This is a genomic window from Neorhizobium sp. P12A (genome assembly GCF_008365395.1).
GTDB lineage: Bacteria > Pseudomonadota > Alphaproteobacteria > Rhizobiales > Rhizobiaceae > Rhizobium.
In genome coordinates, this window is sequence record NZ_QOVX01000011.1 from 97,740 (window position 1) to 118,529 (window position 20,790).

Annotated in this window: 19 protein-coding genes; 13 read left to right on the forward strand and 6 right to left on the reverse strand. The window is 60.6% G+C overall.

Annotated elements, in window-relative coordinates; translation table 11 throughout:
• Nucleotides 1-19: 19 nt before the first annotated feature.
• Genes DTW90_RS25065 through DTW90_RS25075 form a run of 3 tightly spaced genes read left to right on the forward strand, consistent with a single transcriptional unit; the run spans nucleotide 20 to nucleotide 2,550 of the window.
• A complete protein-coding gene (locus DTW90_RS25065) occupies nucleotides 20-970 on the forward strand; it encodes a sugar ABC transporter permease (RefSeq protein ID WP_149341749.1) in 951 nt (316 codons plus the stop codon).
• Nucleotides 960-1,802, forward strand: a complete 843-nt coding sequence (locus tag DTW90_RS25070; protein WP_149341751.1) for a carbohydrate ABC transporter permease — start codon at nucleotides 960-962, stop codon at nucleotides 1,800-1,802. The genes DTW90_RS25065 and DTW90_RS25070 overlap by 11 nt, the downstream gene beginning before the upstream one ends.
• A 1-nt stretch (nucleotide 1,803) precedes the next feature.
• Nucleotides 1,804-2,550 (forward strand): tyrosine-protein phosphatase, encoded by a 747-nt coding sequence (locus tag DTW90_RS25075; protein ID WP_149341753.1) that lies wholly within the window; start codon nucleotides 1,804-1,806, stop codon nucleotides 2,548-2,550.
• 469 nt (nucleotides 2,551-3,019) lie between these two features.
• On the opposite strand, the gene DTW90_RS25080 is transcribed toward DTW90_RS25075, so the two are convergent.
• A complete protein-coding gene (locus tag DTW90_RS25080; RefSeq protein ID WP_149341755.1) occupies nucleotides 3,020-3,829 on the reverse strand; it encodes a MerR family transcriptional regulator in 810 nt (269 codons plus the stop codon).
• Nucleotides 3,830-3,989: 160 nt separating this feature from the next.
• Between DTW90_RS25080 and DTW90_RS25085 the strand changes: the two genes are divergently transcribed.
• The 7 genes from DTW90_RS25085 (at nucleotide 3,990) to DTW90_RS25115 (ending at nucleotide 13,161) form a co-directional block, all read left to right on the forward strand.
• Nucleotides 3,990-5,267, forward strand: coding sequence for a 4-aminobutyrate--2-oxoglutarate transaminase (locus tag DTW90_RS25085; protein ID WP_149341757.1), 1,278 nt, complete (start codon nucleotides 3,990-3,992; stop codon nucleotides 5,265-5,267).
• Between the two features lie 58 nt (nucleotides 5,268-5,325).
• Nucleotides 5,326-6,807, forward strand: coding sequence for an NAD-dependent succinate-semialdehyde dehydrogenase (locus tag DTW90_RS25090; RefSeq protein ID WP_149341759.1), 1,482 nt, complete (start codon nucleotides 5,326-5,328; stop codon nucleotides 6,805-6,807).
• A gap of 176 nt (nucleotides 6,808-6,983) precedes the next feature.
• On the forward strand, nucleotides 6,984-7,328 hold the full coding sequence (locus tag DTW90_RS25095) for a MarR family transcriptional regulator (protein ID WP_149341761.1): 345 nt from the start codon (nucleotides 6,984-6,986) through the stop codon (nucleotides 7,326-7,328).
• A gap of 306 nt (nucleotides 7,329-7,634) precedes the next feature.
• Nucleotides 7,635-8,822, forward strand: a complete 1,188-nt coding sequence (gene repA / locus DTW90_RS25100) for a plasmid partitioning protein RepA (protein WP_149341762.1) — start codon at nucleotides 7,635-7,637, stop codon at nucleotides 8,820-8,822.
• Between the two features lie 74 nt (nucleotides 8,823-8,896).
• The gene (gene repB, locus DTW90_RS25105) at nucleotides 8,897-9,865 is read left to right on the forward strand and encodes a plasmid partitioning protein RepB (RefSeq protein ID WP_149341763.1); all 969 of its coding nucleotides are present in this window, start codon (nucleotides 8,897-8,899) and stop codon (nucleotides 9,863-9,865) included.
• A gap of 163 nt (nucleotides 9,866-10,028) precedes the next feature.
• Nucleotides 10,029-11,240: a plasmid replication protein RepC gene (repC, locus tag DTW90_RS25110; RefSeq protein ID WP_149341765.1), complete on the forward strand. Its 1,212-nt coding sequence runs from the start codon at nucleotides 10,029-10,031 to the stop codon at nucleotides 11,238-11,240.
• A gap of 1,519 nt (nucleotides 11,241-12,759) precedes the next feature.
• Nucleotides 12,760-13,161, forward strand: coding sequence for a hypothetical protein (locus DTW90_RS25115; protein ID WP_149341767.1), 402 nt, complete (start codon nucleotides 12,760-12,762; stop codon nucleotides 13,159-13,161).
• A 123-nt stretch (nucleotides 13,162-13,284) separates the two neighbouring features.
• On the opposite strand, the gene DTW90_RS25120 is transcribed toward DTW90_RS25115, so the two are convergent.
• Complete coding sequence (locus tag DTW90_RS25120; RefSeq protein WP_149341769.1) at nucleotides 13,285-13,599, reverse strand: hypothetical protein; 315 nt, start codon at nucleotides 13,597-13,599, stop codon at nucleotides 13,285-13,287.
• A 288-nt stretch (nucleotides 13,600-13,887) separates the two neighbouring features.
• On the opposite strand from DTW90_RS25120, the gene DTW90_RS25125 reads away from it, so the two are divergent.
• Nucleotides 13,888-14,556 carry a response regulator transcription factor gene (locus DTW90_RS25125; RefSeq protein ID WP_188080034.1) on the forward strand — a complete coding sequence of 223 codons (669 nt, stop codon included), beginning with the start codon at nucleotides 13,888-13,890 and terminating at the stop codon, nucleotides 14,554-14,556.
• Between the two features lie 121 nt (nucleotides 14,557-14,677).
• Complete coding sequence (locus tag DTW90_RS25130; RefSeq protein ID WP_149341773.1) at nucleotides 14,678-15,919, forward strand: aminotransferase class I/II-fold pyridoxal phosphate-dependent enzyme; 1,242 nt, start codon at nucleotides 14,678-14,680, stop codon at nucleotides 15,917-15,919.
• Nucleotides 15,920-15,930: 11 nt separating this feature from the next.
• Here the strand turns inward: DTW90_RS25130 and DTW90_RS25135 are convergent, their stop codons facing one another.
• From DTW90_RS25135 to DTW90_RS25150, 4 genes are all read right to left on the reverse strand, one after another.
• The gene (locus tag DTW90_RS25135) at nucleotides 15,931-16,962 is read right to left on the reverse strand and encodes an extracellular solute-binding protein (RefSeq protein ID WP_246665037.1); all 1,032 of its coding nucleotides are present in this window, start codon (nucleotides 16,960-16,962) and stop codon (nucleotides 15,931-15,933) included.
• A 62-nt stretch (nucleotides 16,963-17,024) separates the two neighbouring features.
• On the reverse strand, nucleotides 17,025-17,810 hold the full coding sequence (locus DTW90_RS25140; RefSeq protein WP_149341775.1) for an ABC transporter permease: 786 nt from the start codon (nucleotides 17,808-17,810) through the stop codon (nucleotides 17,025-17,027).
• 43 nt (nucleotides 17,811-17,853) lie between these two features.
• A complete protein-coding gene (locus tag DTW90_RS25145) occupies nucleotides 17,854-18,663 on the reverse strand; it encodes an ABC transporter permease (RefSeq protein ID WP_246665038.1) in 810 nt (269 codons plus the stop codon).
• A gap of 89 nt (nucleotides 18,664-18,752) precedes the next feature.
• The gene (locus DTW90_RS25150) at nucleotides 18,753-19,850 is read right to left on the reverse strand and encodes an ABC transporter ATP-binding protein (protein WP_149341778.1); all 1,098 of its coding nucleotides are present in this window, start codon (nucleotides 19,848-19,850) and stop codon (nucleotides 18,753-18,755) included.
• Nucleotides 19,851-20,046: 196 nt separating this feature from the next.
• On the opposite strand from DTW90_RS25150, the gene DTW90_RS25155 reads away from it, so the two are divergent.
• Nucleotides 20,047-20,757 (forward strand): GntR family transcriptional regulator, encoded by a 711-nt coding sequence (locus tag DTW90_RS25155; protein ID WP_149341780.1) that lies wholly within the window; start codon nucleotides 20,047-20,049, stop codon nucleotides 20,755-20,757.
• The last annotated feature ends 33 nt before the right edge of the window (nucleotides 20,758-20,790 follow it).

Here is a 20,790-nt window from a genome sequence, read left to right on the forward strand (position 1 = left end):
AGACGTTACAGGATCGGTCATGACCAATCTCCAGGCAGACATCGCAGGATCATTCGAGCACGGGGACAAGGTCGTTGCGGCCAGTCGAACGGGCGGCTTCAATCCCGCGCCGTGGCTCTATCTGGCGCCGACGCTGGCCCTGCTCCTGGTCTGGACCTACGTGCCGCTCGCCGAATCCTTCCGATTGTCCTTCTATCAATGGAACATGCTGCCGACCGTGCCGCAGCGCTTCGTCGGCCTCGCCAACTACGAGCGGCTGATGGCGTTGCCCGAGATGCGCCACGCGCTTTGGAACACGCTCTACTACATTATCGGCCTCTTCCCGATGTCCGTGATTCTACCCCTGTTCATCGCCATCTGGACACAGGAGCTCGGCGGACGAGCAAGGAGCATCTACAGAGCCCTGATATTCGTGCCGATGATCATCGCGCCCGTTGTCGCGGCCGTCGTCTGGCGCTGGCTTTTGAACGAGGATCAGGGCCTGATCACGCTCTGGCTCTCAGAGCTCGGCCTCGGCCGCATCGGCTTTCTGACCGATCCCAATTATGCCCTGGCGACCTTGACATGGATCACCGGCTGGAAGCTGATCGGCTTCTCGACCCTGCTGTTTTCCGCAGCCAATGGCGGCATCAATCCTTCCTACATCGAGGCGGCACGCATCGATGGCGCCAGCAACTGGCAGATCATACGCGATATCCGCCTGCCGTTGCTGTCGCCGACCATCCTGCTCCTGTCGATGATGACCATCCTCTTCGGCGCGCAATGGAGCTTTGCCTTCATCAACGTGCTGACCAACGGCGGACCGCTGAAATCCACGACCAACATCTTCTATCTGCTGTGGGAATACGGCTTCGAGACGCTGGCGGCGGGATGGAGTTCGGCGGCCGGCATGATTGCGTTTGCGGGTTTTGGGGTGATTGCGGCCGGCTGCCAGTGGCTGATCAAGAGATATGCGATCTATGACAACTAACGTTTCGCAAGCACGCCGCAGCTCCCGCCATCTGCAACGCACCGCTATCCACGCGGTCATGATCGCCCTGTCGCTGATTTCGGTGTTTCCGGTCTATTGGATGGTCGTGAGTTCGCTTCGTCCGGAAAACGCGCTCTTTTCCACCAGCCTTTGGCCCTCCGAGATTTCCCTGGACAGTTATCGCTTCGTGCTGACGCGCATCCCCCTCCTTCGGATGCTGGTCAACACGACCGTCATGGCGGCAGCCACAACCGCATGCCAGGTCCTGACGGGTTTGCTGGCGGCCTATGCGCTTGCCCGGTGGCCGATGCGTCTTTCTGCCGTCGTTCATGGTGTGATCGCCGTCTCCTGGCTGGTTCCCTTCCAGGTCACGATGATCCCGAACTATGTGCTCGCCTCGCGCCTCGGACTGCTCGACACATTGACCGGTCTCGTGGTCCCGAACGCGATTGCCGCCTTCGCGATCCTGTTTCTCTATCATGCCATGCGATCGTTCCCCGCCGAGATCCTGGATGCGGCCCGGATGGACGGCGCCGGAAGCTGGCGTGTTCTCTGGCAGATCGTCGTGCCAAACATGGGAGCCCCCCTCGCCTCCCTTGCGATCATCAGCTTCATCTCCGCCTGGAACGAATATTTCTGGCCGCTTATGCTGTCGCGCACGCCCGAAAATTCCGTCGTGCAGATAGGGCTGCAGATGTTCATGACGCAGGAAGGCAACCTCTGGGGACCGCTGATGGCGGCTGCCGCGATCATCAGCCTGCCGATCCTGGCAATCTATCTCTTCCTGCAGCGCCACATCATCGAATCCTTCGTGAAGTCGGGAATCCGTTGACATGCAGACCCACGATCGCCTGATCGCCCTTGGGGGCACCTATAATCTCCGCGATCTCGGCGGTTACACGACCGTCGATGGCGGCATGACGCGCTGGCGATCCATATTGCGTAGCGATGCGCTTCATGGCTTGAGCAAGGCCGATATCGATATCCTGATGGGCTACCGTTTGACGACGGTCATCGATTTGCGCAATGCTGCGGAAATTGCCGCCGAGGCCAATCCCTTTAGCGCGTGGCCAGGCGTGCACTATGTCAACATCTCTTTGTTTTCAGCGCTGGCGCCGGTCGAGATGATGGCGGACGCCTCGACGGATTTCGACATGGGCGAGCGGTACTGCCATGCGATCGACGGTTGCCAAGAGGCAATCGCCGGCGTCCTAGGCGCAATTGCCGAAGCGCCGACAGGACTTGTGCTCTTCCATTGTACCGCCGGAAAGGACAGGACCGGCTTGATTGCGGCATTTCTGCTTGCAATCGCAGGCGTCGATGAAGCGGCGATCGTCGAAGACTATGCACTCACGGAACGACTGTCCGGCCTGCTTCTCGCCCGGCTCAGGGAACGGGCGCTTGCCCGCGGCACCAACCCGAGACTGATCGACATCGTTCTCGGATCAGAACCGCACAATATGCAAAAGGCGTTCGATCATCTTCGTGAAAAGCACGGCGGCCTCTCGTCTTATCTTGCGACGCTCGGCCTGAGCCAACAGGCAAGAGAGCAGTTGGCAACCCGCCTGAAAGAAACCTGACAGGTTTGCGATCGTGTGAGAAAATATCTATTCAAGTAGAAAAATACCGTAATGGCCTTGCGCATTATAGACCAAGAGACGGAGCGGCGGGCGCGTGCACTCTCCGCGCGGTCATCGGTGCCGCAGCGCGCAGTCCGCCTTAACGGAAATCTGCCCTCCGCTCGCCGGCTGGAAGAAGGGCAGACAAAGCTTCATACGACCTACGCCGCAGCTATTTCTGCCGGATCTCGGTTTGCCGCAGCCGCGTCGCGTTACTAGACGCACACCATAAGAGCTGTTGCCCATACCATATTTCAGGCATCCAGCGGCGCGATTTCTTCAATCCCGGCGGCTCGGTGTCACGCGGCGCGCGCTTAAGACCGAAGACCGAAGACCAAACGCCTCGACAGATGATCTCCTCCTATTCAAGACGGGCAGCGAAGATCAGCGAAACGTGACATGCCTCTGATCCGGGCCGCCAGCGGCGAAATCAAAACGTTGGCGGGGTGTTGATCCATAGAAGCACGGTCTCGCCGTCGTGGCGATTGCGCCAGGAATGATAGCGCCGGCTCTCGAAATAAAGCGAATCCCCCGGCCCCAGTTCGAAAAACTGGTCGCCGTCCAGCACGATCTCCAGCCTGCCGGACAGCACGTGCATGAATTCCTCGCCTTCATGGCGGTAGTCGCCCTCGCTGGCGGCCCCCGGCGCAAGCACGAAGCGGTGACAGTCCATTGCCCGCCGGCCTTCTGCCAGGAGCTGCACCGTCACACCCGGCGTCGTTTCCGGCCATGTGTTCCATTCGCCGGAGCGAACCATGGCTGGGACATTATCCTCGTCCTGCCCCGACAGACGGGAGACGGTCGTGCCGTAATAGTGGGCGAGCTCATGCAGCGTCTTGAAACCAACCCCCTTCGAGGTCCGCTCGAGCGTCGACAGGCTTGAGGCGGCAACGCCAATGTCACCGGCAACCTGGTCCAGCGTCTTGCCGGCTGCGTGCCGAAGGCTGCGCAGCTTCCTGCCGATGCCGGTTTCGGCGCTGTCCTCGGACATTTGCAGATCGGCTTCCTCGGCCTCCAGCGCCTCACGAATAGCAGCCGGATTGAGGCCGCGCTCGGCGCGAAGCCAGGCAATGCGCTGCAGCCGCGCCACGTCCTCGGCTGAATATTGGCGGTGGCCCGTCTGTGATCGACCCGGGATGACAAGGCCCTGGATTTCCCACAGCCTGAGTGTCGAGGCCGATACGCCCGAAAGCCGTGCCGCTTCGGCCACCTTGTAACGCCTGGGCGCGTCGTCCGTCATTGCCTGATCATTCCTCGATTCATCGCTGCGACCATCCATCAAAAGACATGTTGTTTGAAGCGGAAATTCAAACTTGATTTCCTGCAGAAAAAATATAGGAATTTTGTATCTTGCAGAAATTCTGCAAGATATCTTCGGTCGCGTGCATGGGAGAACAGCGATGAACATGATGAGCCTTGCAGATCGGAAAGACGCCGCCATTGCCCGCGGCGTCGGCATGGTGACCCAGATCTTTGCCGCGCGGGCCGAGAATGCGGAAATCTGGGACAAGGAAGGTCGCCGCTATATCGACTTTGCGGCCGGCATCGCGGTCCTCAATACAGGTCATCGCCACCCGCGGGTCATTGCCGCCGTCAAGGATCAACTCGACCGCTTCACCCATACCTGCCACCAGGTCGTGCCTTACGAGACCTATGTCCATCTCGCCGAACGCCTGAACCGGATCGTCCCCGGCAATTTCGAAAAGAAAACGATTTTCGTGACGACCGGCGCCGAAGCCGTCGAAAATGCCGTCAAGATCGCCCGCGCTGCCACCGGTCGCTCGGCCGTTATCGCCTTCAGCGGCGGCTTTCATGGCCGGACCTTCATGGGCATGGCGCTGACCGGCAAGGTCGCGCCCTACAAGCTCGGCTTCGGCGCCATGCCGGGCGACGTCTTTCATGTCCCCTTCCCTGTCGAACTGCACGGCGTGACGCCTGAGCAGTCGCTGGCAGCACTGAACAAGCTCTTTGCCGCCGATGTCGATCCACAGCGCGTCGCAGCGATCATTCTGGAGCCCGTCCAGGGAGAAGGCGGATTCTATCCGGCCCCGACCGGCTTCGTAAGAGCGCTGCGTGCGCTCTGCGACCGGCATGGCATACTATTGATCGCAGATGAGGTGCAGACAGGCTTTGCCCGCACCGGCAAGATGTTTGCCATGGACCATCACGACGTCGCCGCTGACCTGACGACCATGGCCAAAAGCCTTGCCGGCGGTTTCCCGCTTGCGGCCGTCACCGGTCGCGCCGATATCATGGACGCGCCAGGACCAGGCGGCCTTGGCGGCACCTATGGCGGCAATCCGATTGGCATTGCAGCCGCCCATGCCGTTTTGGATGTCATCCTGGAAGAAGGTCTGTGTGAACGCGCCAACAGGCTCGGTGCGCTTTTGAAACAGCGTCTCGCCTCCTTGCGCAACCGGGTGCCCGAGATTGCCGACATCCGCGGTCCCGGCTTCATGAACGCGGTCGAATTCAACAGCGACAGCGGCCAGCCGAGGGCAGACTTTGCCAACAGGGTTCGCCGGATCGCGCTCGAAAAGGGCCTGATCCTTCTGACCTGCGGTGTCCATGGCAACGTCATTCGCTTCCTGTCACCGATCACCATCCAGGATACGATCTTCAACGAGGCGCTCGATATCCTTGAAGCCGCACTCGTCGAGGCGAGCCGCGTGAACTAGGCCCCACCCCAGCCCTGCCCTTCCATTCCATTTCAGCTGTTCCCATGGAGACCATAACATGGCTTTCACCCCCGCCCTGACCAAGCATATCGCTCCCGCATCGCCGCTTCTTCGCGATGCCGGCTTCATCGACGGCGTCTGGACCGCAGGCAGCGCCAGTGCCACTTTCGAGGTGATCAATCCGGCAACCGGGGAGGTGCTCGCATCACTGCCCGACATGGGGCCCTCGGAAACCGGCGCAGCGATCGACGCTGCCTATCTGGCACAGCCGAAATGGGCAGCACGCCCTGCCAGGGAGCGCAGCGCCATCCTGCGCAAATGGTACGAGCTGATCGTCGCCAACGCCGACGAACTCGCCGCGATCCTTACGGCCGAAATGGGCAAACCGCTTTCGGAAGCGCGCGGCGAAATCCTCTATGCCGCCGCCTATATCGAATGGTATGCGGAAGAGGCAAAGCGCATCTATGGCGAGACGATACCTGCGCCGTCGACCGACAAGCGGATGCTCGTCATCAAGCAACCGGTCGGCGTCGTCGGCACGATCACGCCCTGGAACTTTCCGGCAGCGATGATCACCCGCAAGGTCGCGCCGGCGCTTGCCGTCGGCTGCGCCGTGGTATCCAAGCCGGCAGAGCAGACGCCCCTGAGCGCGATCGCTCTTGTCGCGCTCGCCGAACAGGCCGGTGTTCCGGCCGGCGTCATCAACCTGATCGTCGGCCTCAACGGACCGGCAATCGGACGCGAACTCTGCGGCAACGCCAAGGTCAGAAAGATCAGCTTCACGGGCTCGACCGAGGTTGGCCGGATCCTGATGCGCCAGTGCGCCGACCAGATCAAGAAGGTGAGCCTCGAACTCGGCGGCAATGCACCGTTCATCGTCTTTGATGATGCCGATCTCGATGCCGCCGTCGAGGGCGCCATTGCGTCGAAATACCGGAATGCCGGCCAGACCTGCGTCTGCGCCAACCGCATCTATGTCCAGTCGAACGCCTACGAGCGCTTTGCTGAAAAGCTCGCGGCCAAGGTGAACGAGCTCTCCGTCGGCGACGGTTTTGCGCCCGGGGTACAGATCGGCCCGCTGATCGACGGCCCGGCGATCGAGAAGGCGGAGGACCACATCCGCGATGCGGTGGCCGGAGGCGCGACCGTGGCGCTCGGCGGAAACCGCATCGATGGCACCGGTACCTTCTTTTCGCCAACCATTCTGACGAATGTCGACCGCAATATGAAGATCGCCCGTGAAGAGACCTTCGGGCCTGTCGCGCCCCTCTTCCGCTTCGATACCGTCGAGGACGTGGTGGGGCAGGCCAATGACACCGAGTTCGGTCTCGCCGCCTACTTCTTCGCTGGCGATCTGAAGAAGGTTTGGAAAGTGGCCGAAGCCCTCGAATATGGAATGGTCGGCATCAATACCGGCCTCATGTCGACCGAGACGGCCCCGTTCGGTGGCATCAAGCAATCGGGTCTCGGTCGGGAAGGTTCGCGTCACGGCGCCGAGGATTATCTCGAGATGAAATACCTCTGCATCGGCAATCTCTGAATCAGGTTTTCAGGCCATCGGGCCGATCCATTTGAAGACTTGTGCGGCGGTACCGGGCTTTCGCATCTCTCCCGTCGGCGTCGTCTACGGTGAGCAAGGTTGATAGCGCGGTTGCGGTTTTTCCTTGGGCGGCTATCTTTCAGGGACATTGATTGATTTGCCTTCGAAAGCCGCCCATGGTTCCTTCCGGTTCGATTACTGCCGACGGTCTCGCGTTCTCGGCGCTTGCGTCCCGCCGCATCCTGGAAAACAAGCTGCCGGAGGAAACCGCGCAGGCCCGACTGAAACAGATCGGTATGATGAATGTGCTCCATTACATGGTCGACGCCGGTCGCGAGCTGACGGTGGCCACCATCGTCGCCGAGACCGGGCTCACCCGTACCGGCGTCAACGAGGTCATCTTGCCTTTGGTTCAGAAGGGATTGGTGATCGAGCGCCTCAGCACCAATACAATGGGTCGCGGGAAGGCACGGGTCTTTACCGTCTCCTCCGATCTCCTCCCCTCCGCTTCCGGCCGGTGACGTTTATTCGAGGAATTTCTGCTTGAAATCGATCTTTAACTGCCTTATTCAAGTCGATTAAAATCTGCAGTGCATTCCGATTGATGATTGCCGATTCGGCTTTTTGGGAGGCCGGGACACGCCCGTCTGGATGATGAGAGGCCGGTGCCCGCGCGCTTGGACATCCGCTTTCGGCAGCAAATATGTAGAGAAGCGGCCGTTTTCGGCCAGTTAACCGTAAATTCCTTGTCCTCAATCGAGAATCGGCAGATAGTGCCGATAATTCGACGATTTTCGTTAAAAATCGACACCAAGGTATTTAATTGGATGAACGCGTCACCAAAGCCTATCGCGCCAGCGCCGCGCTTCTCGGATGCCATCCTGGATCAGGGCAACGAGATCTCCACGAAGCTCGACATGCTGCGCATGGAGAGGTTTCCTCCGAACGCCCAGAAGACGCTGCGTAGCTTCTCGCTTGCCGAGGTCGCCGGCTTCATCGACGTCTCGCCGAGCTATTTGAAGAAGCTGCATCTGCAGGGCAAGGGGCCGCAGCCGGCGACCACCGCGACCGGACGCCGCTACTACACCGCCGATCAGATCGACGCCCTGCGCGAAACCATCGATCGCTCCCCGCGGCGGCGGCCAGGCGAAAAGCTGCAGGTGATCTCGGTCGTCAATTTCAAGGGTGGCTCCGGCAAGACGACGACGGCTGTCCACCTGTCGCAATATCTGTCCTTGCGCGGGTTCAGGGTATTGGCCATCGATCTCGATCCGCAGGCCTCGATGTCGGCGCTCTTCGGCATCCAGCCGGAGCTTGATTCCAATCCGTCCTTTTATGAAGCACTGCGCTATGACGACGAACGCCGCTCGGTGACCGAGATCATCCAGCGGACGAATTTTCCGAACCTGAATATCGTGCCGGCCAATCTCGAGCTGCAGGAATACGAATATGACACGCCGATCGCCATGCAGAGGCGCGACAGCAATGCCGGCAAGCTTTTCTATACCCGCATCGGTCAGGCGCTCGCCGAGGTCGACGATCAGTATGATCTCGTTGTCATCGACTGCCCTCCCCAGCTCGGCTACCTGACGCTGACGGCGCTGACGGCATCGAGCTCTGTTCTGATCACCGTCCATCCGCAGATGCTCGACATCATGTCGATGTCGCAGTTCCTGCTGATGCTCGGCGGCATCCTGAAAAGCGTCGAGGGTGTCGGCGTCAACGTCTCGCTCGACTGGTTCCGCTATCTGATCACCCGCTACGAGCCCGGCGATATCCCGCAGCAATCGATGGTCGGCTTCATGCAGAGCATGTTCGCCCAGCAGATGCTCAAGCACCAGATGGTCAAGTCGACCGCGATCTCCGATGCCGGCCTGACCAAGCAGTCGCTCTACGAGGTCGAACGCGCCCAATTCACGGCGACGACCTATGACCGCGCCCGCGAGACCATGGACAACGTCAACAACGAAATCGTCACGCTGATCAATCGTGTCTGGGGGCGTCCCGATGAATGAGAGGTTGTCAGCCGTACAAATGGACATTTTTTCAAAGAAAATCAGCGATTTGGAGCGAATCGGGGAGGGATCGCATGGCACGGCGTGACGTTCTGCTTGGAATCACCCAGGCCGATGCGAAATCCGGCCGTCCGGTGGCCAACGGCTATGCCAGCCGTGGCGCATCGCGCTCGATGATCAGCTCGCTGAGTGAGCTTGCGGAAAAGGCAGCCCTTGTCGACCAGCTGCAGGGCGAGACGGTCGTCGAGCTCGATCCAGACCTGGTCGATGCCTCCTTCGTCTCCGACCGCATGGAGGGTGACGACCAGGCCTTCGAGGAACTGGTCGCAGCCATCCGCGAGCGCGGACAGGACACTCCGGTTCTAGTGCGCCCTCACCCAAGCGTCGTGGGCCGCTATCAGCTGGTCTTCGGCCATCGGCGCGTGCGGGCGGCGAAGCTTTTGGCAAAGCCGGTCAGGGCAATCGTCAAGCAGATCGACGATATCGGCCATGTGATCGCGCAGGGCCAGGAAAACTCTGCCCGCGAAAACCTGTCCTTCATCGAGCGTGCCGCCTTTGCCGACCGCCTCGTGGGCCTTGGTTACGATCGGGCGATTGTCCAGGTCGCGCTTGCCATCGACGCACCGATGCTGACGCGCATGCTGTCGGTCACCTCGCGGGTGCCGGCGGAGGTGATTGCCGCCATCGGTCCGGCCAAATCCGTCGGACGCGATCGTTGGATCGATCTCGCGCAACTCCTGGAACGGCCTTCCAACAGCGAAAAGGCGATGGCCTTCATCGGCGAAGCAGCGTTTCGCTCGGCCGGAGCCGATGTCCGGTTCGACGCGCTGGTGAAGCAATTGAAGGTGGCGCCAAAGCGGACGGCAACGGCAGGGTCCGCCTGGGAGGCCGGCGACAAGGCGCTTGCCGCTCAGTTCAAGCCGTCCGGCAAGACCTATACGGTGGCACTAAAGGCCAAGAATGCCGGAAAATTCGGCCGCTATCTCGCAGACAACATTGATCGTCTCTACGAAGAGTTCAGACGGGACACCGAAAACAACTAGGAGCTAACCCGCAAAAGAAAAAAGCCCCCGCACGAAACCGCAACGGAAGCTTTCCTCATAGTCTAGGCAACTCTGAGAATCGCACTTCCGAGAATCGCTGTCAAGGATCTTTGCGCCGTTTCGGCGAGCTGATGTCTTTTGCCTTTTGAAAAGGTGACGGAACATGCAGAGCGGAAGTGTATCGACGCCCTTCGGGCGGCGACCGATGACGCTTGCCCTGGTAAAAGGGCAATTGCAAAACAGAGACGCGCCGGCGGACGTGTCGATCGACAAGTGGCGTGTCTATCGCGACATCTGCGAATGCCGTGAACGACTGGGGGTGACCGACCGCTCACTCGCAATCCTCAACGCGCTTTTGTCCTTTCATCCGGAACAGGAGCTGATGGGTGGGCATCCGCTGGTGGTCTTTCCCTCCAACGTCCAGCTGTCGCTGCGCGCCAACGGCATGTCCGGTGCGACCCTGCGGCGTCATCTTGCGATCCTCGTCGAAACCGGTCTCATCATCCGCAACGACAGCCCGAACGGCAAGCGCTACGCCAGGCGCGACAAGGCGGGCGCGCTTGAGACGGCTTTCGGCTTTGATCTGAGCCCCCTCGTCTCGCGCCATGCCGAGTTCGCGGCAATCGCCGAGGACGTATCCGCTAAGCGCAAAGTACTGAGGCTTGCCCGCGAGCGGCTGACGCTCCTGCGCCGCGATGTCCGCAAGCTGATCAGTGCGGCGATCGAGGAAGGTGCCGCTGGACATTGGGCGGTTATCGAAGCGCAGTTCCTGACACTTGTTGCGCGGCTGCCACGCCATCCTCTCCTCGCAACGGTCACAGATATTGCCGAGAAAATGTCGATCTTGCGTGAGGACATCATCAACCTTTTGGAAAGTCAGCTAATTGTTGAAAATCCAAGCGCCAATGATGCCCAAATTGAGCGGCACCTACAGAATTCACATCCCGAATCTAAATCTGAACTTGAACCAGGCTTCGAAACGAAGCAGGCAGCGCAAACTGAGACAAAGCCGCAGCGCCGACATGAGCCGCTGAAAGCTTTCCCCTTGTCCATGGTGCTGACCGCCTGCCCTGATATTGTCGATTACGGCCCAAGTGGGACGATCCGCAGCTGGCGCGACCTGATGGCGGCGGCCGTCGTCGTCCGAAGCATGCTGACCATCAGTCCGTCGGCCTACCGGGATGCCTGCGATGTCATGGGTCCGGAAAATGCCGCCGCGGTCGTTGCCTGCATCCTTGAGCGAGCAGGCCACATCCAGTCGGCCGGCGGCTACCTCCGCGACCTCACACGGCGGGCAGAGCGGGGCGAATTCTCGCTTGGCCCCATGCTGATGGCGCTGATGCACTCCCGTCCAGTAACAGCAAAGACCGGCTGAATGAGAGGCGGCAAGGAACCATAGGCGGAAATCACTTGCGTGAACTGAGCGCCTCTTTTGCTTCTGTACAGCGGATTTCGTTAAGCGTAACGCATTCTAGCAGCGACGGTCGTATCGACCCTGCGGGCAGACGGGGCTCCATTCTGCCTAGGCGTATCATCTCCCCGGCAGGGACCCGAGCATCGTCGACGGCAGTCCTCAGCCTCGTGGACAAAGGGTCGCGCTGAGGATCTATCCGGAAGAGGCGAGGGGGCTCGGCAATCGGGAAGACCACGATTTCCGCCGTTGTGCCTGACCGATCATTTTTCCCTCATGGGCAGCGCGAACGGGTTTGAATGGGATGGCGGGCAGAAAGCTTACGGGGCCGCCTCCCTCTTCCTGTGCCATTTCTCGACTTCCGCGATCCCTGAGGTAGCCCGGTCGAGGTCGTCGGCGCCCGAGACCGCACGCGGGATACGCGACAAGAAAATGTCGTGACGCAGAGGAGAAGAGGACGCCGGCTGCGGCCCGTATCTCCAGGGTGCGCGATCGGCTGGAACCGACATTGATCGGTCGGGTGCGTCGACCTTGGCAGTGCTGTCGGTCTTTCCGAGCCATCCGCTGAATTCCCCATTCCGGCCGATCACGTGACGGCGAAGGATCGTCGTGTCTCACTCTGGAAGCGAATCCTTGACATCCGATAGCGAACAGGGCGATTCTTCGACAGCGCCCATCCGAATCGCCCTGAAGATTCGTCACGATACTCTCCTGGATGCGCCGGACACGATGTCTCAAACTCTCCCTTTCTTTGCGTATGGATGACGGAACTGAACCGGCACTTAGCTTCCGTTTCCGATTTTTTATTAACCTTAATAGCATGTTGCTGACTGAGCGACTTTTGTCGCGCAGACGGCCGGATCGGCAATTGAGATAGAGGAGTTGGCGTCGGCGCCGGCTGTCCCGAACTCCGGTGCTGGTTCAGATAGATCTACCGGCCGTCCTTCTTCAGTCGAAGCGGTGCCGCCAGAGGTCGGGATCCTGCCGGTTCTCAGCCGGGATCTGCAGTGTGGCTGATGATGACATATCGATCATTTTCGCCCAGGGCCTCGGGATCCATCAGGACCGCCCGTGCTGGATATCAGAATCAGGGCAAATGGAGCCGCCGTCTCCTCATTGGGCACCCGGACTGCGGGTATATTGCTGCGCGAAAGAAGACGAGGAAGCAGGATCAATCGCGGAGGGCAAGAAAATGGAGAGGACACGGCACCCTCCGATAAGCCGCCGCTCCAATCGCTGTCTGATCGAGCGACGGTTTCGGCTTGGCTCGATATCGAAATTGTCAGCCGTACAAATGCTCCTTTTCTTTCGAAAAAGCATCGATTTACCGGCAGTAACCACGCGTGTTCGCAGTGGCCCCGCCAACCGATCCAATGATTTGCGGTGGCTGTATCAGCGAAAGCTTTCCAAGCTTTAATTTTCGTTCGCGTTTCGCACTTGCTAAATCGGAGCACGACACCTTGTTGATATGCAGGAGCAGGAAATGAAAACCATGGTGACGATTGCCCTCGGCGTCAGCCGGCTGAAACTCAAGCCCATGATGCTTCCCGTCGTGGGGTTCGGGGTCGCGTTCATGGCAGCCAATGCCCAGGCGGACCAGCTCCATTTCAATCTTCGTCTCACCGTCCATGATTATGGCAGGTTGGTCGCAAGTTCGCGCGCTTGCGACACGCCGCTCGTACCGGAAGGTTTGAAGCAGTCAATCCTGGATGTCATTCGGATGGACGCGAATCTCGATGACGAGGCGATAGCGAAGACCATGGACGCGGCGGTCCGCAAGCAACGTCGAGGGATGCCCGGATGCAGCAGGGCGACGATCGAGGTTGCGCGGGCACATCTGAACCGCGACCTGACCGCTCTGAAATATTCGGTCGACAATCAATAGGGGCGTCCAAGGTCCCATCCAGATCAATTTGGCCGGCGGCCTCGAGACGTCGCTGGCCGATCGCCTGCTTGGAAACCTCAGTCGTGCCTCGTATTGCCACGCGGGTTTCAAAGGAAAAGGCGATCAATGCCGCGACTCTCCCGGCTCGACGGATGGCCACGCTTCGCGATCATCACCCCTGCCGGACGGATTCCCGTCAACCGGCGAGTTCATTGCATTCTGTTCGTCGGAGCGACCCAGGTAGCGAAAGACCTGTGCCCAGAAGCGAAAGTCGCTGAGACGGCCCGCACATCTGGCCTGGATGCCACACCATGCGACCGCCGTTCTCGCCTGCGGGCCATAAGCGATCGTCGCGGCGAGAGCCGCAGTCTCAATCGAAAACACGTCATTCAGCGCGCCGCCATCAGGCGGCGGGAGGTTTGTTTCATCTGCAAACATTGCGTTGATCCCGTCACCGTCCGGCGCGGGGTTATTGCGGGTTGGACATGCCGGACGTTTTCCCCATGCGGGTCACGGTCACGTGCCGTCCTTTGGCGGTCCAAATCGCAATCGACAATGCAGGCATCAACTATGTTACAACAAAAAATGAATGACAAGAGGGTATGAATCGCGGTAAGCGTGTTTTTTTAGAGAAACATGCCAGAATGCGACGCCGTCCTGCTATCTGTAGCTTTATTTTGTAATATCAAAATGTACTGTTTTTTGGTAACCTCAGCGAGGTATGAAATGAAAGCGCGTGCTGCGATCCTTTCCGCCGACGCGGACTATGTCCTCCTGCTTTCCCACGTGTTGTCAATCGCCGGCTTCGGTCCCGTCTTCGCCGATACTGTCGAACAAGCTATGGCACTTGCCCATGAGGGCGATGTCATTGCCCTGCTGATCGACTGCCGGCCGGGATCCTCGATCCTGTCGGACCTGTCACGGCAACTGCGTGACCAGGGGCCGGCGGCGCATGCGCCGGTCGTCGCCCTCGTAGCCGAGGGTGTTCCCTACGTGGAGGTGCTGAAGTCCGCCGTCGACGAGACCTTCATTCGCCCGATGAAACCGGAACAGCTGCTTGCCTATCTGCACGCGCAGCAGGGTCACCCGCCGGGGGCAACAGAACTTCCGGCCATTCGGCTTCAATTTGACGATGGGACCCGGCAGGTCGGCCTGGACGGCCGGACGGCGAACATCAGTCCGATCGAATATAGGATCGTGAAGCTGCTTGCAGGCATTCCGGGCCGCGTGTTCAGCCGAGCCGACATTGTCGCCGCCGGCTGGCCGGCGCGCAATTTCGTCGATCTGCGGACCGTCGACGTTCATGTCGCCCGCCTTCGTAAGACCTTGCGCGATCTCGTCGGGCGCGATCTGATCAGGACCGTTCGCGGGGAGGGCTATGTCCTCGATCTCTAGGCTCGTCACGCGAAGCTTCACATCGTCACACAATCTTTGGGAACTCTTCCAGTTGGCCTGGTTGTATGAACGGGGAATACCCCTTTAGGCTTTGCGCATCGATCAACGACGGGAGGATCGCATGCGCAGCCAAACCGATCCGGGCCAGACGGCCCCGCGGCATCACCGCAATACAGCAAGCCTTATTCAGACCTCGGCCGGGCATTTCGCAGCGGCGCATCTCAACGGATTGATGTCGCTCTATGTGGAACCGATCGGAGGACGTCTGGTCGAACTGCCGTCGACAGACGGTGCATCACAGCCCATCGCCGATTTCGTTCGTTGCAGCTATCTCGGGCTCGACAATCATCCGGCCATCGTCACCGGCGGCATGGCCCTGATGCTGCGCTACGGATGCCTGCACTGGTCTTGCGCCAGGACGCGATTGAACTTCATGGCGCTCGGCGAGCTCGAGGATGCCTTGTCCGAACTATTTGACGCGCGGGTCACGACCTTTTCGACAGTCCTTGCCGCCAACATGAGCGCCCTGCCGCTCATTGCTTCCGGCGCGCTCACCGAGGGCGTCAAGCCGGTCATGGTCTTCGACCGCCTCGCGCATGCCACGCTGGCCTTCAATAAGCCCGTTGTCGCCGAAGAAACCGACGTGCGTACGATTGCTCACAATGATCTCGCCGCACTCGAGGAAATCTGCGAAACGCATCCTTGCGTCGCCTATATCTGTGACGGCGTCTACTCGATGGGCGGCAGTGCGCCGGTCCAAAAATTGCTGGAGCTGCAGCGGCGCTTCGGGCTGTTTCTCTACATCGACGACGCTCATGGAATCTCGATCGTCGGCGACCGCGGCGAGGGGTTCACGCGGTCTCAGATCAGGGGTTCGCTGGGCGATCGCACGATCATTGCCGCTTCGCTCGGCAAGGGCTTCGGGGCCTCGGGCGGAATGTTGATGCTCGGGTCGCCGACCCAGGAGGAGCTTTTCCGCCGCTTCGGCCTGGCACATGCGTTCTCGGCGTCGATCAATGTCGCCGCGATCGGTGCGGCATTGGCGTCGCAGGCCCTGCATCGCACCGACGAACTTGGCGCGCGGCAGGCCCGTCTGGCGCAGAATGTCGCGCTCTTTGACGAGCTTGTCCCGACTGCACAAGCGGGTTCGCCATTGCCGATCCGGACTGTCGTCATCGGTGATGAGCTGGCGGCCATCGGGGCCGCCAGACTTGTTCTGGACGCCGGCAGCTATGTTTCGGCGATCTTCTTCCCGACCGTGGCATCGGGAAGAGCCGGCCTGCGCATCTGTCCGACCGCCGACCATACGTTCGACCAGATCCGCGCCCTTGCTGCCGCGATCAATGGTGCTCTTGAGCGCTAGCCCCGATCGTCTCAACGAATCCAGGCATTCCAGCGTTCCAGCATCATGTCGGCATTGGCGTTGATCCAGGCCGCGTCCGGTATGACGATATGGTCGCGAAGATCCTCCTCGCTCGGAAGCGCGGCGCGGGCGGCAGGCGACATGAGAGCGATCGCCTTGCCGCTCGGCGGCGTGCATAAAAGCGCCTCGCAGACGCGGGCCTGCGCCTCTGGGCTATTCAGCCAGAATGCGATCAGCTTCAACGCGTTTGCTTCGTCAGGCGCCCCCTTGATCACGGTCAGCCGGTCACCCACGAGGAAGGCGGCCTTGTTGGACCAGGCGATCGGCCGGCCCTCCGCCTTCAGCGCGTTGGCACGCGTCAGCCAGATCTCGCCGATCGTGTAGTCCGCGTTGCGGAAACCCTGAACACTCTGGTCGCCGCTCTTCCACCAGACGGAAATGTCGCCGCGGATCGCGTCGAGCTTCCTGAGCGCGCGGTCGATGTCGAGAGGAAAGAGCTTGTCCCGGGTGACCCCGTCGGCAAGCAGCGCAGACGCCATCACGCGCCACGGATCATCAAAATTGGGAAACGAGCGACCACCGGGGAAGCGCTTGGTGTCCCACATGTCGGCGAAGCTGACCGGCTGCTCGTCCTTCAGTGCATCGGTGTTGTAGACCATCAGGGTCGCCGTCGAGAACAACCGGGCGCCGGCGCCGACACAGGCGTCGTCCACCAGGTCGGGACGACCGACGAACTGCTTGCAGAACACGCTAAGATCTTCGGAGGTGGATTTGTGGGCCTCCGATATCGCCTGGATCTCGCCATCCGGATAAAGATCCCAGGTGACGTGGCCGGTCTTGACCATGGCGGTGGCCTTCGCCCGCATCTCGGCATTGGTCGCAGCGACGGAGACCACCTTGATACCCGTGCTCGCGGTGAACGGATCAAACCAGTATTTGCGCAACGCCTCGTCATAGGCACCGCCGGTGGTGGCGATGACGACCTGCTCCTCGGCGCGGGCCGGGGAGGGGGAAAGGCCGCTCAGCGTGACCGCAGCCGTCATCGCGGCCAGGATATAGATCATGGACCTGTTCATGTTGTTTCTCCATTAGTCAGAATGGCCGCCTAATCCTCCCGGCGGCGCTTCAGGAGTTCGACCGATCCCATCAACAGCAGCGAGACGGCGACCATGAGGGTCGAGACCGCGGCGATGATGGGAGTGAGGTTGAAGTCGATGTCCTCGAACACCTTGCGGCTGATCGTCTTGCCGCCGGCGTCAGAGATGAAAAAGGCAACCGTCGCCTCGTCGAACGAGGCGAGAAACGCAAAGATCGCCGCCGCGGCGAGCGACGGCATGATATTCGGCACGACCACGGCAAAGAGCGCCCTTGTGCGGGTGGCGCCGCAACTGAGCGCGGCAAGCTCGAGCGACGGATCGAAACGTTCGAGTGCGGCTGTAACGGTGATCACCACATAGGGAATGGAGAGCACCGAATGTGCGACCACGAAACCGGCAAAATTGCCCGTGAGCCCGATCGGCGCGAATACGAGATAAAGCGCAACGCCGAACACGATATGTGGAACGATCATCGGCGCCATTGCCAGGGCCTGGAGCGTGCCGCGTCCTGGCAAGGTGCCACGGACGACCGCAAGCGAGGCCAGTGTTCCGATCAGCGTGGCTGCGATCGTCGTCGCGCCGGCGATCTCCAGGCTGAAGAGCGTTGCCGCCCGCCAGTCCGGATCGGCAATGTATGCCGCATACCAGCGCAGCGTCAGTCCGGCGGGCGGCAGCCGGATATAATCGGTGCTGCTCAGCGACATCGGGATGACAAGCAAAGTCGGCAGCAGAAGAAAGAACAGCACCGCGCCGACCGCAAGGCCTGCTGCAAGTCGAAAGACGGCGCGCCGCATTGGGCGGCCCCGGTGAACCAGCACGGTACGTGCCAAAAAAACATCAGACGACACTGCTTGTTCCTTTGCTGAGGGAAAGTGCGCGTCGGAACACGATGACGAAGAGCAGCGTGACGACGAGGAGGACGGTGGACAGCGCCGCCGCAAACGGCCAGTCGAGTGCGACCGTGGTCTGTTGGCCGATCAGCGTTGACATCGTCATCGCCTCGGGGCCGCCGACGAGCGCGGGTGTGATGTAGAAGCCGATCGCCAGGATGAAGCACATGACGGAGCCGGCAAAGACCCCAGGCAGCGATAGCGGCAGGATCACGCGTATGAAGGTGGTCGTCCGGCCGGCCCCCAGGCTCGAGGCAGCACGGCCGTAATCGTCCGGGATGGTGCGCAGGTTGTTTGCGATCGGCAGGATCATGAACGGCAAAAGGATATGCGTCATCGCGGCAGCGACCGCGCCATCGGTGTAAAGCAGCTTCAATGGCTGCGTGATCAGGCCGAATTCGAAAAGGACGGTGTTGACCAGTCCGCTGCGCTGCAGAAGCACGATCCACGCGTAGGAGCGAATAAGAACCGAGGTCCAGAGCGGAATGAAAATTGCTGCCATAATCAGGCTCGAAAGCCGGCCCCGCGCCCTGGCGGCGGCCCAGGCCACCGGATATCCGAGCATCAGGCACATAATCGTCACCAGACCCGCCATGGTGATCGTTTGCCACAGCACCTCGAGGTAGAGGCCGGCTGCGAAGATCCGGCGATACTGGCCAAGGCCGGCAGGGCCGTCGCCGAGACTGATCAGCACCAACCGGATGATCGGGTAGACAAAGCCGATCGACAACAGCACCGCCAGCGGGGCGAGCAGCATGAGGCAGGCGCGCGGTCCGTAGCGGCCGGCAGGTGTGGCTGCGGTGCGCGTGGCGCGGCGAAAGGATGGTGGGGTGACCGCAACCATGATCACACCACCTCGTCTGCAAAAACATGCAGCGCATCACGGATGGTGACGATGTCGACCGCCGCGCCCGGGCGCAGCATGCCCGCCGTCGATCCGACCGGTGTCTGGACCTGGATGAGCGGCCGATCCGCAGCATCCGCCCGCACCAGATGAAGATCGAAGGCTCCGGCAAATACGGTCGCCTCGAGCGTGCCGGGTATCGTGTTGTTGCCGCCAGCGGCGCGCGGCGCCAGTGATAGGTGCTCTGGTCGCATGGCGAGCGTGACGGCAGCCCCCGGCCTGATTGCCGGATCGAGCCCGGTCGCCTCGACGACGACGGTTTCCGAGAGCCGAAGCGCGTGCATCCCCTGAGCCCGGCCGACATAGACCGCCTTGGCAAAGCTCATGCGTCCGACGAAATCGGCGACAAAGGCTGTCTGCGGCCGACTGTAGAGATCCGCGGGGCTTCCAAGCTGCACGAGTTGGCCGCCGGCCATGACGGCGACGCGATCCGACATCGTCAAGGCTTCCTCCTGATCGTGGGTGACGTAAATCACCGTCGCACCCAGCCGCTGCTGCAATTGCTTGATCTCGAACTGCATGCTCTCGCGCAGCTTCTTGTCGAGCGCGCCGAGCGGCTCGTCCATCAGGAGGACCGGCGGTTCGAAGACGATCGCCCGGGCGACGGCGACCCGTTGTTGCTGGCCGCCGGAGAGCTGGTGCGGATAGCGGGCCGAAAACGCGCCGAGTTGCACCAGGTCAAGGGCGGCGGCAACCCGCTCCTTGCGCTCGGCCGTGCCCACATCCCTCATCTTCAGCGGAAAGGCGATATTGTCGGCGATCGTCATATGCGGAAATAGCGCATAGCGCTGGAACACCATGCCGATATGCCGTTCGTTCGGGGCAAGCGCGGTGACGTCGCGCCCACCGATGACGATACGGCCTGCACTCGGCATATCGAAACCGGCAATCAGCGTCAGAAGCGTCGTCTTGCCCGAGCCTGACGGACCGAGAATGGACAGGAACTCTCCTGCTAAAATGTCGATCGAGACGTCGCGGACGGCGCAATAGGCGCCGAAGTGCTTATATGCACCGTCTATTCTTACAGGGGCACCGATCAAATTTCTTTCCTCCCTTGATCGCCATGTTTTCTCGAACCCGTGCGCAGGCGTGCTGCCGTAATCCGGGGGACGCCGGATGGGGTGTCGTTGCGATTGCTCTCAATCGCGTTATGCTGTCACATTGAAACGGATAATGTTCACAATGTTCGTTTTGTTGCAACAAAAAATGACATCTGTCAATGCCGGGGGCTGAAATATGAATGAAGATACAACCAAGAGTGAGGCGAAACGCGAGGAATTCGCCGGGCGGCTCAGTGATTTCGCTTATGAGGCGCTGCGCGATCAGCTGGCCCGCGGTGCCTTCAAGCCGGGTACGAAGCTTCCCATCCGCACTGTGGCTGAGGTCCACTCGGTCGGATCGACGCCGGCGCGCGAGGCGATCAATCGCCTGGTGGTGGAGGGAGCACTCGTCATGGCGGGCCCGAAAACCGTCATCGTGCCCTTTCTGACCCTGGAGGCCCTTTACGAGATCACCCAGATGCGTCTGGCGCTGGAGGGGCTGGCGTCTGCGCGCGGGTGCCGGAATGTCACGGACGAGACGATCTCCAAGCTGTTATTTCTGCAGGATAAAATATCGCTTTCCCTCGACGAGAAGCGCTATGCCGATGCGCTTTATGACAACAAGGAGTTCCATTTCACCATCTATCGGCTCTGCGCCATGCCGCATCTCCTGGCGGTCATCGAAAACCTCTGGCTCCGGGTCGGATCCTCGTTTCACGACCTCTATCCCGAGTTCGCCGAACAGCGCTACGGCGTCCACAATCACATGATGGCCATCGAAGCGCTGGTCGAACGCGATGCGGATTCGCTGCGGGCCGCCGTCGAAAACGACATTCGCGACGGCTTTCGCCGCCTGAAGAAGGCCGCGCTTTTGCGCTATCCCGGCGGTGCCATTCCCGGAAGTTGAAATTTTTTGTTGCAACGTCGTCATCATTGTGAT

Coding starts and splice junctions, on each gene's coding strand:
- DTW90_RS25065 (WP_149341749.1), top strand. CDS start 20: ATGACCAATCTCCAGGCAGACATCGCAGGATCATTCGAGCACGGGGAC.
- DTW90_RS25070 (WP_149341751.1), top strand. CDS start 960: ATGACAACTAACGTTTCGCAAGCACGCCGCAGCTCCCGCCATCTGCAA.
- DTW90_RS25075 (WP_149341753.1), top strand. CDS start 1,804: ATGCAGACCCACGATCGCCTGATCGCCCTTGGGGGCACCTATAATCTC.
- DTW90_RS25080 (WP_149341755.1), bottom strand. CDS start 3,829: ATGACGGACGACGCGCCCAGGCGTTACAAGGTGGCCGAAGCGGCACGG.
- DTW90_RS25085 (WP_149341757.1), top strand. CDS start 3,990: ATGAACATGATGAGCCTTGCAGATCGGAAAGACGCCGCCATTGCCCGC.
- DTW90_RS25090 (WP_149341759.1), top strand. CDS start 5,326: ATGGCTTTCACCCCCGCCCTGACCAAGCATATCGCTCCCGCATCGCCG.
- DTW90_RS25095 (WP_149341761.1), top strand. CDS start 6,984: ATGGTTCCTTCCGGTTCGATTACTGCCGACGGTCTCGCGTTCTCGGCG.
- repA (WP_149341762.1), top strand. CDS start 7,635: ATGAACGCGTCACCAAAGCCTATCGCGCCAGCGCCGCGCTTCTCGGAT.
- repB (WP_149341763.1), top strand. CDS start 8,897: ATGGCACGGCGTGACGTTCTGCTTGGAATCACCCAGGCCGATGCGAAA.
- repC (WP_149341765.1), top strand. CDS start 10,029: ATGCAGAGCGGAAGTGTATCGACGCCCTTCGGGCGGCGACCGATGACG.
- DTW90_RS25115 (WP_149341767.1), top strand. CDS start 12,760: ATGAAAACCATGGTGACGATTGCCCTCGGCGTCAGCCGGCTGAAACTC.
- DTW90_RS25120 (WP_149341769.1), bottom strand. CDS start 13,599: ATGTTTGCAGATGAAACAAACCTCCCGCCGCCTGATGGCGGCGCGCTG.
- DTW90_RS25125 (WP_188080034.1), top strand. CDS start 13,888: ATGAAAGCGCGTGCTGCGATCCTTTCCGCCGACGCGGACTATGTCCTC.
- DTW90_RS25130 (WP_149341773.1), top strand. CDS start 14,678: ATGCGCAGCCAAACCGATCCGGGCCAGACGGCCCCGCGGCATCACCGC.
- DTW90_RS25135 (WP_246665037.1), bottom strand. CDS start 16,962: ATGACGGCTGCGGTCACGCTGAGCGGCCTTTCCCCCTCCCCGGCCCGC.
- DTW90_RS25140 (WP_149341775.1), bottom strand. CDS start 17,810: ATGCGGCGCGCCGTCTTTCGACTTGCAGCAGGCCTTGCGGTCGGCGCG.
- DTW90_RS25145 (WP_246665038.1), bottom strand. CDS start 18,663: ATGCTGCTCGCCCCGCTGGCGGTGCTGTTGTCGATCGGCTTTGTCTAC.
- DTW90_RS25155 (WP_149341780.1), top strand. CDS start 20,047: ATGAATGAAGATACAACCAAGAGTGAGGCGAAACGCGAGGAATTCGCC.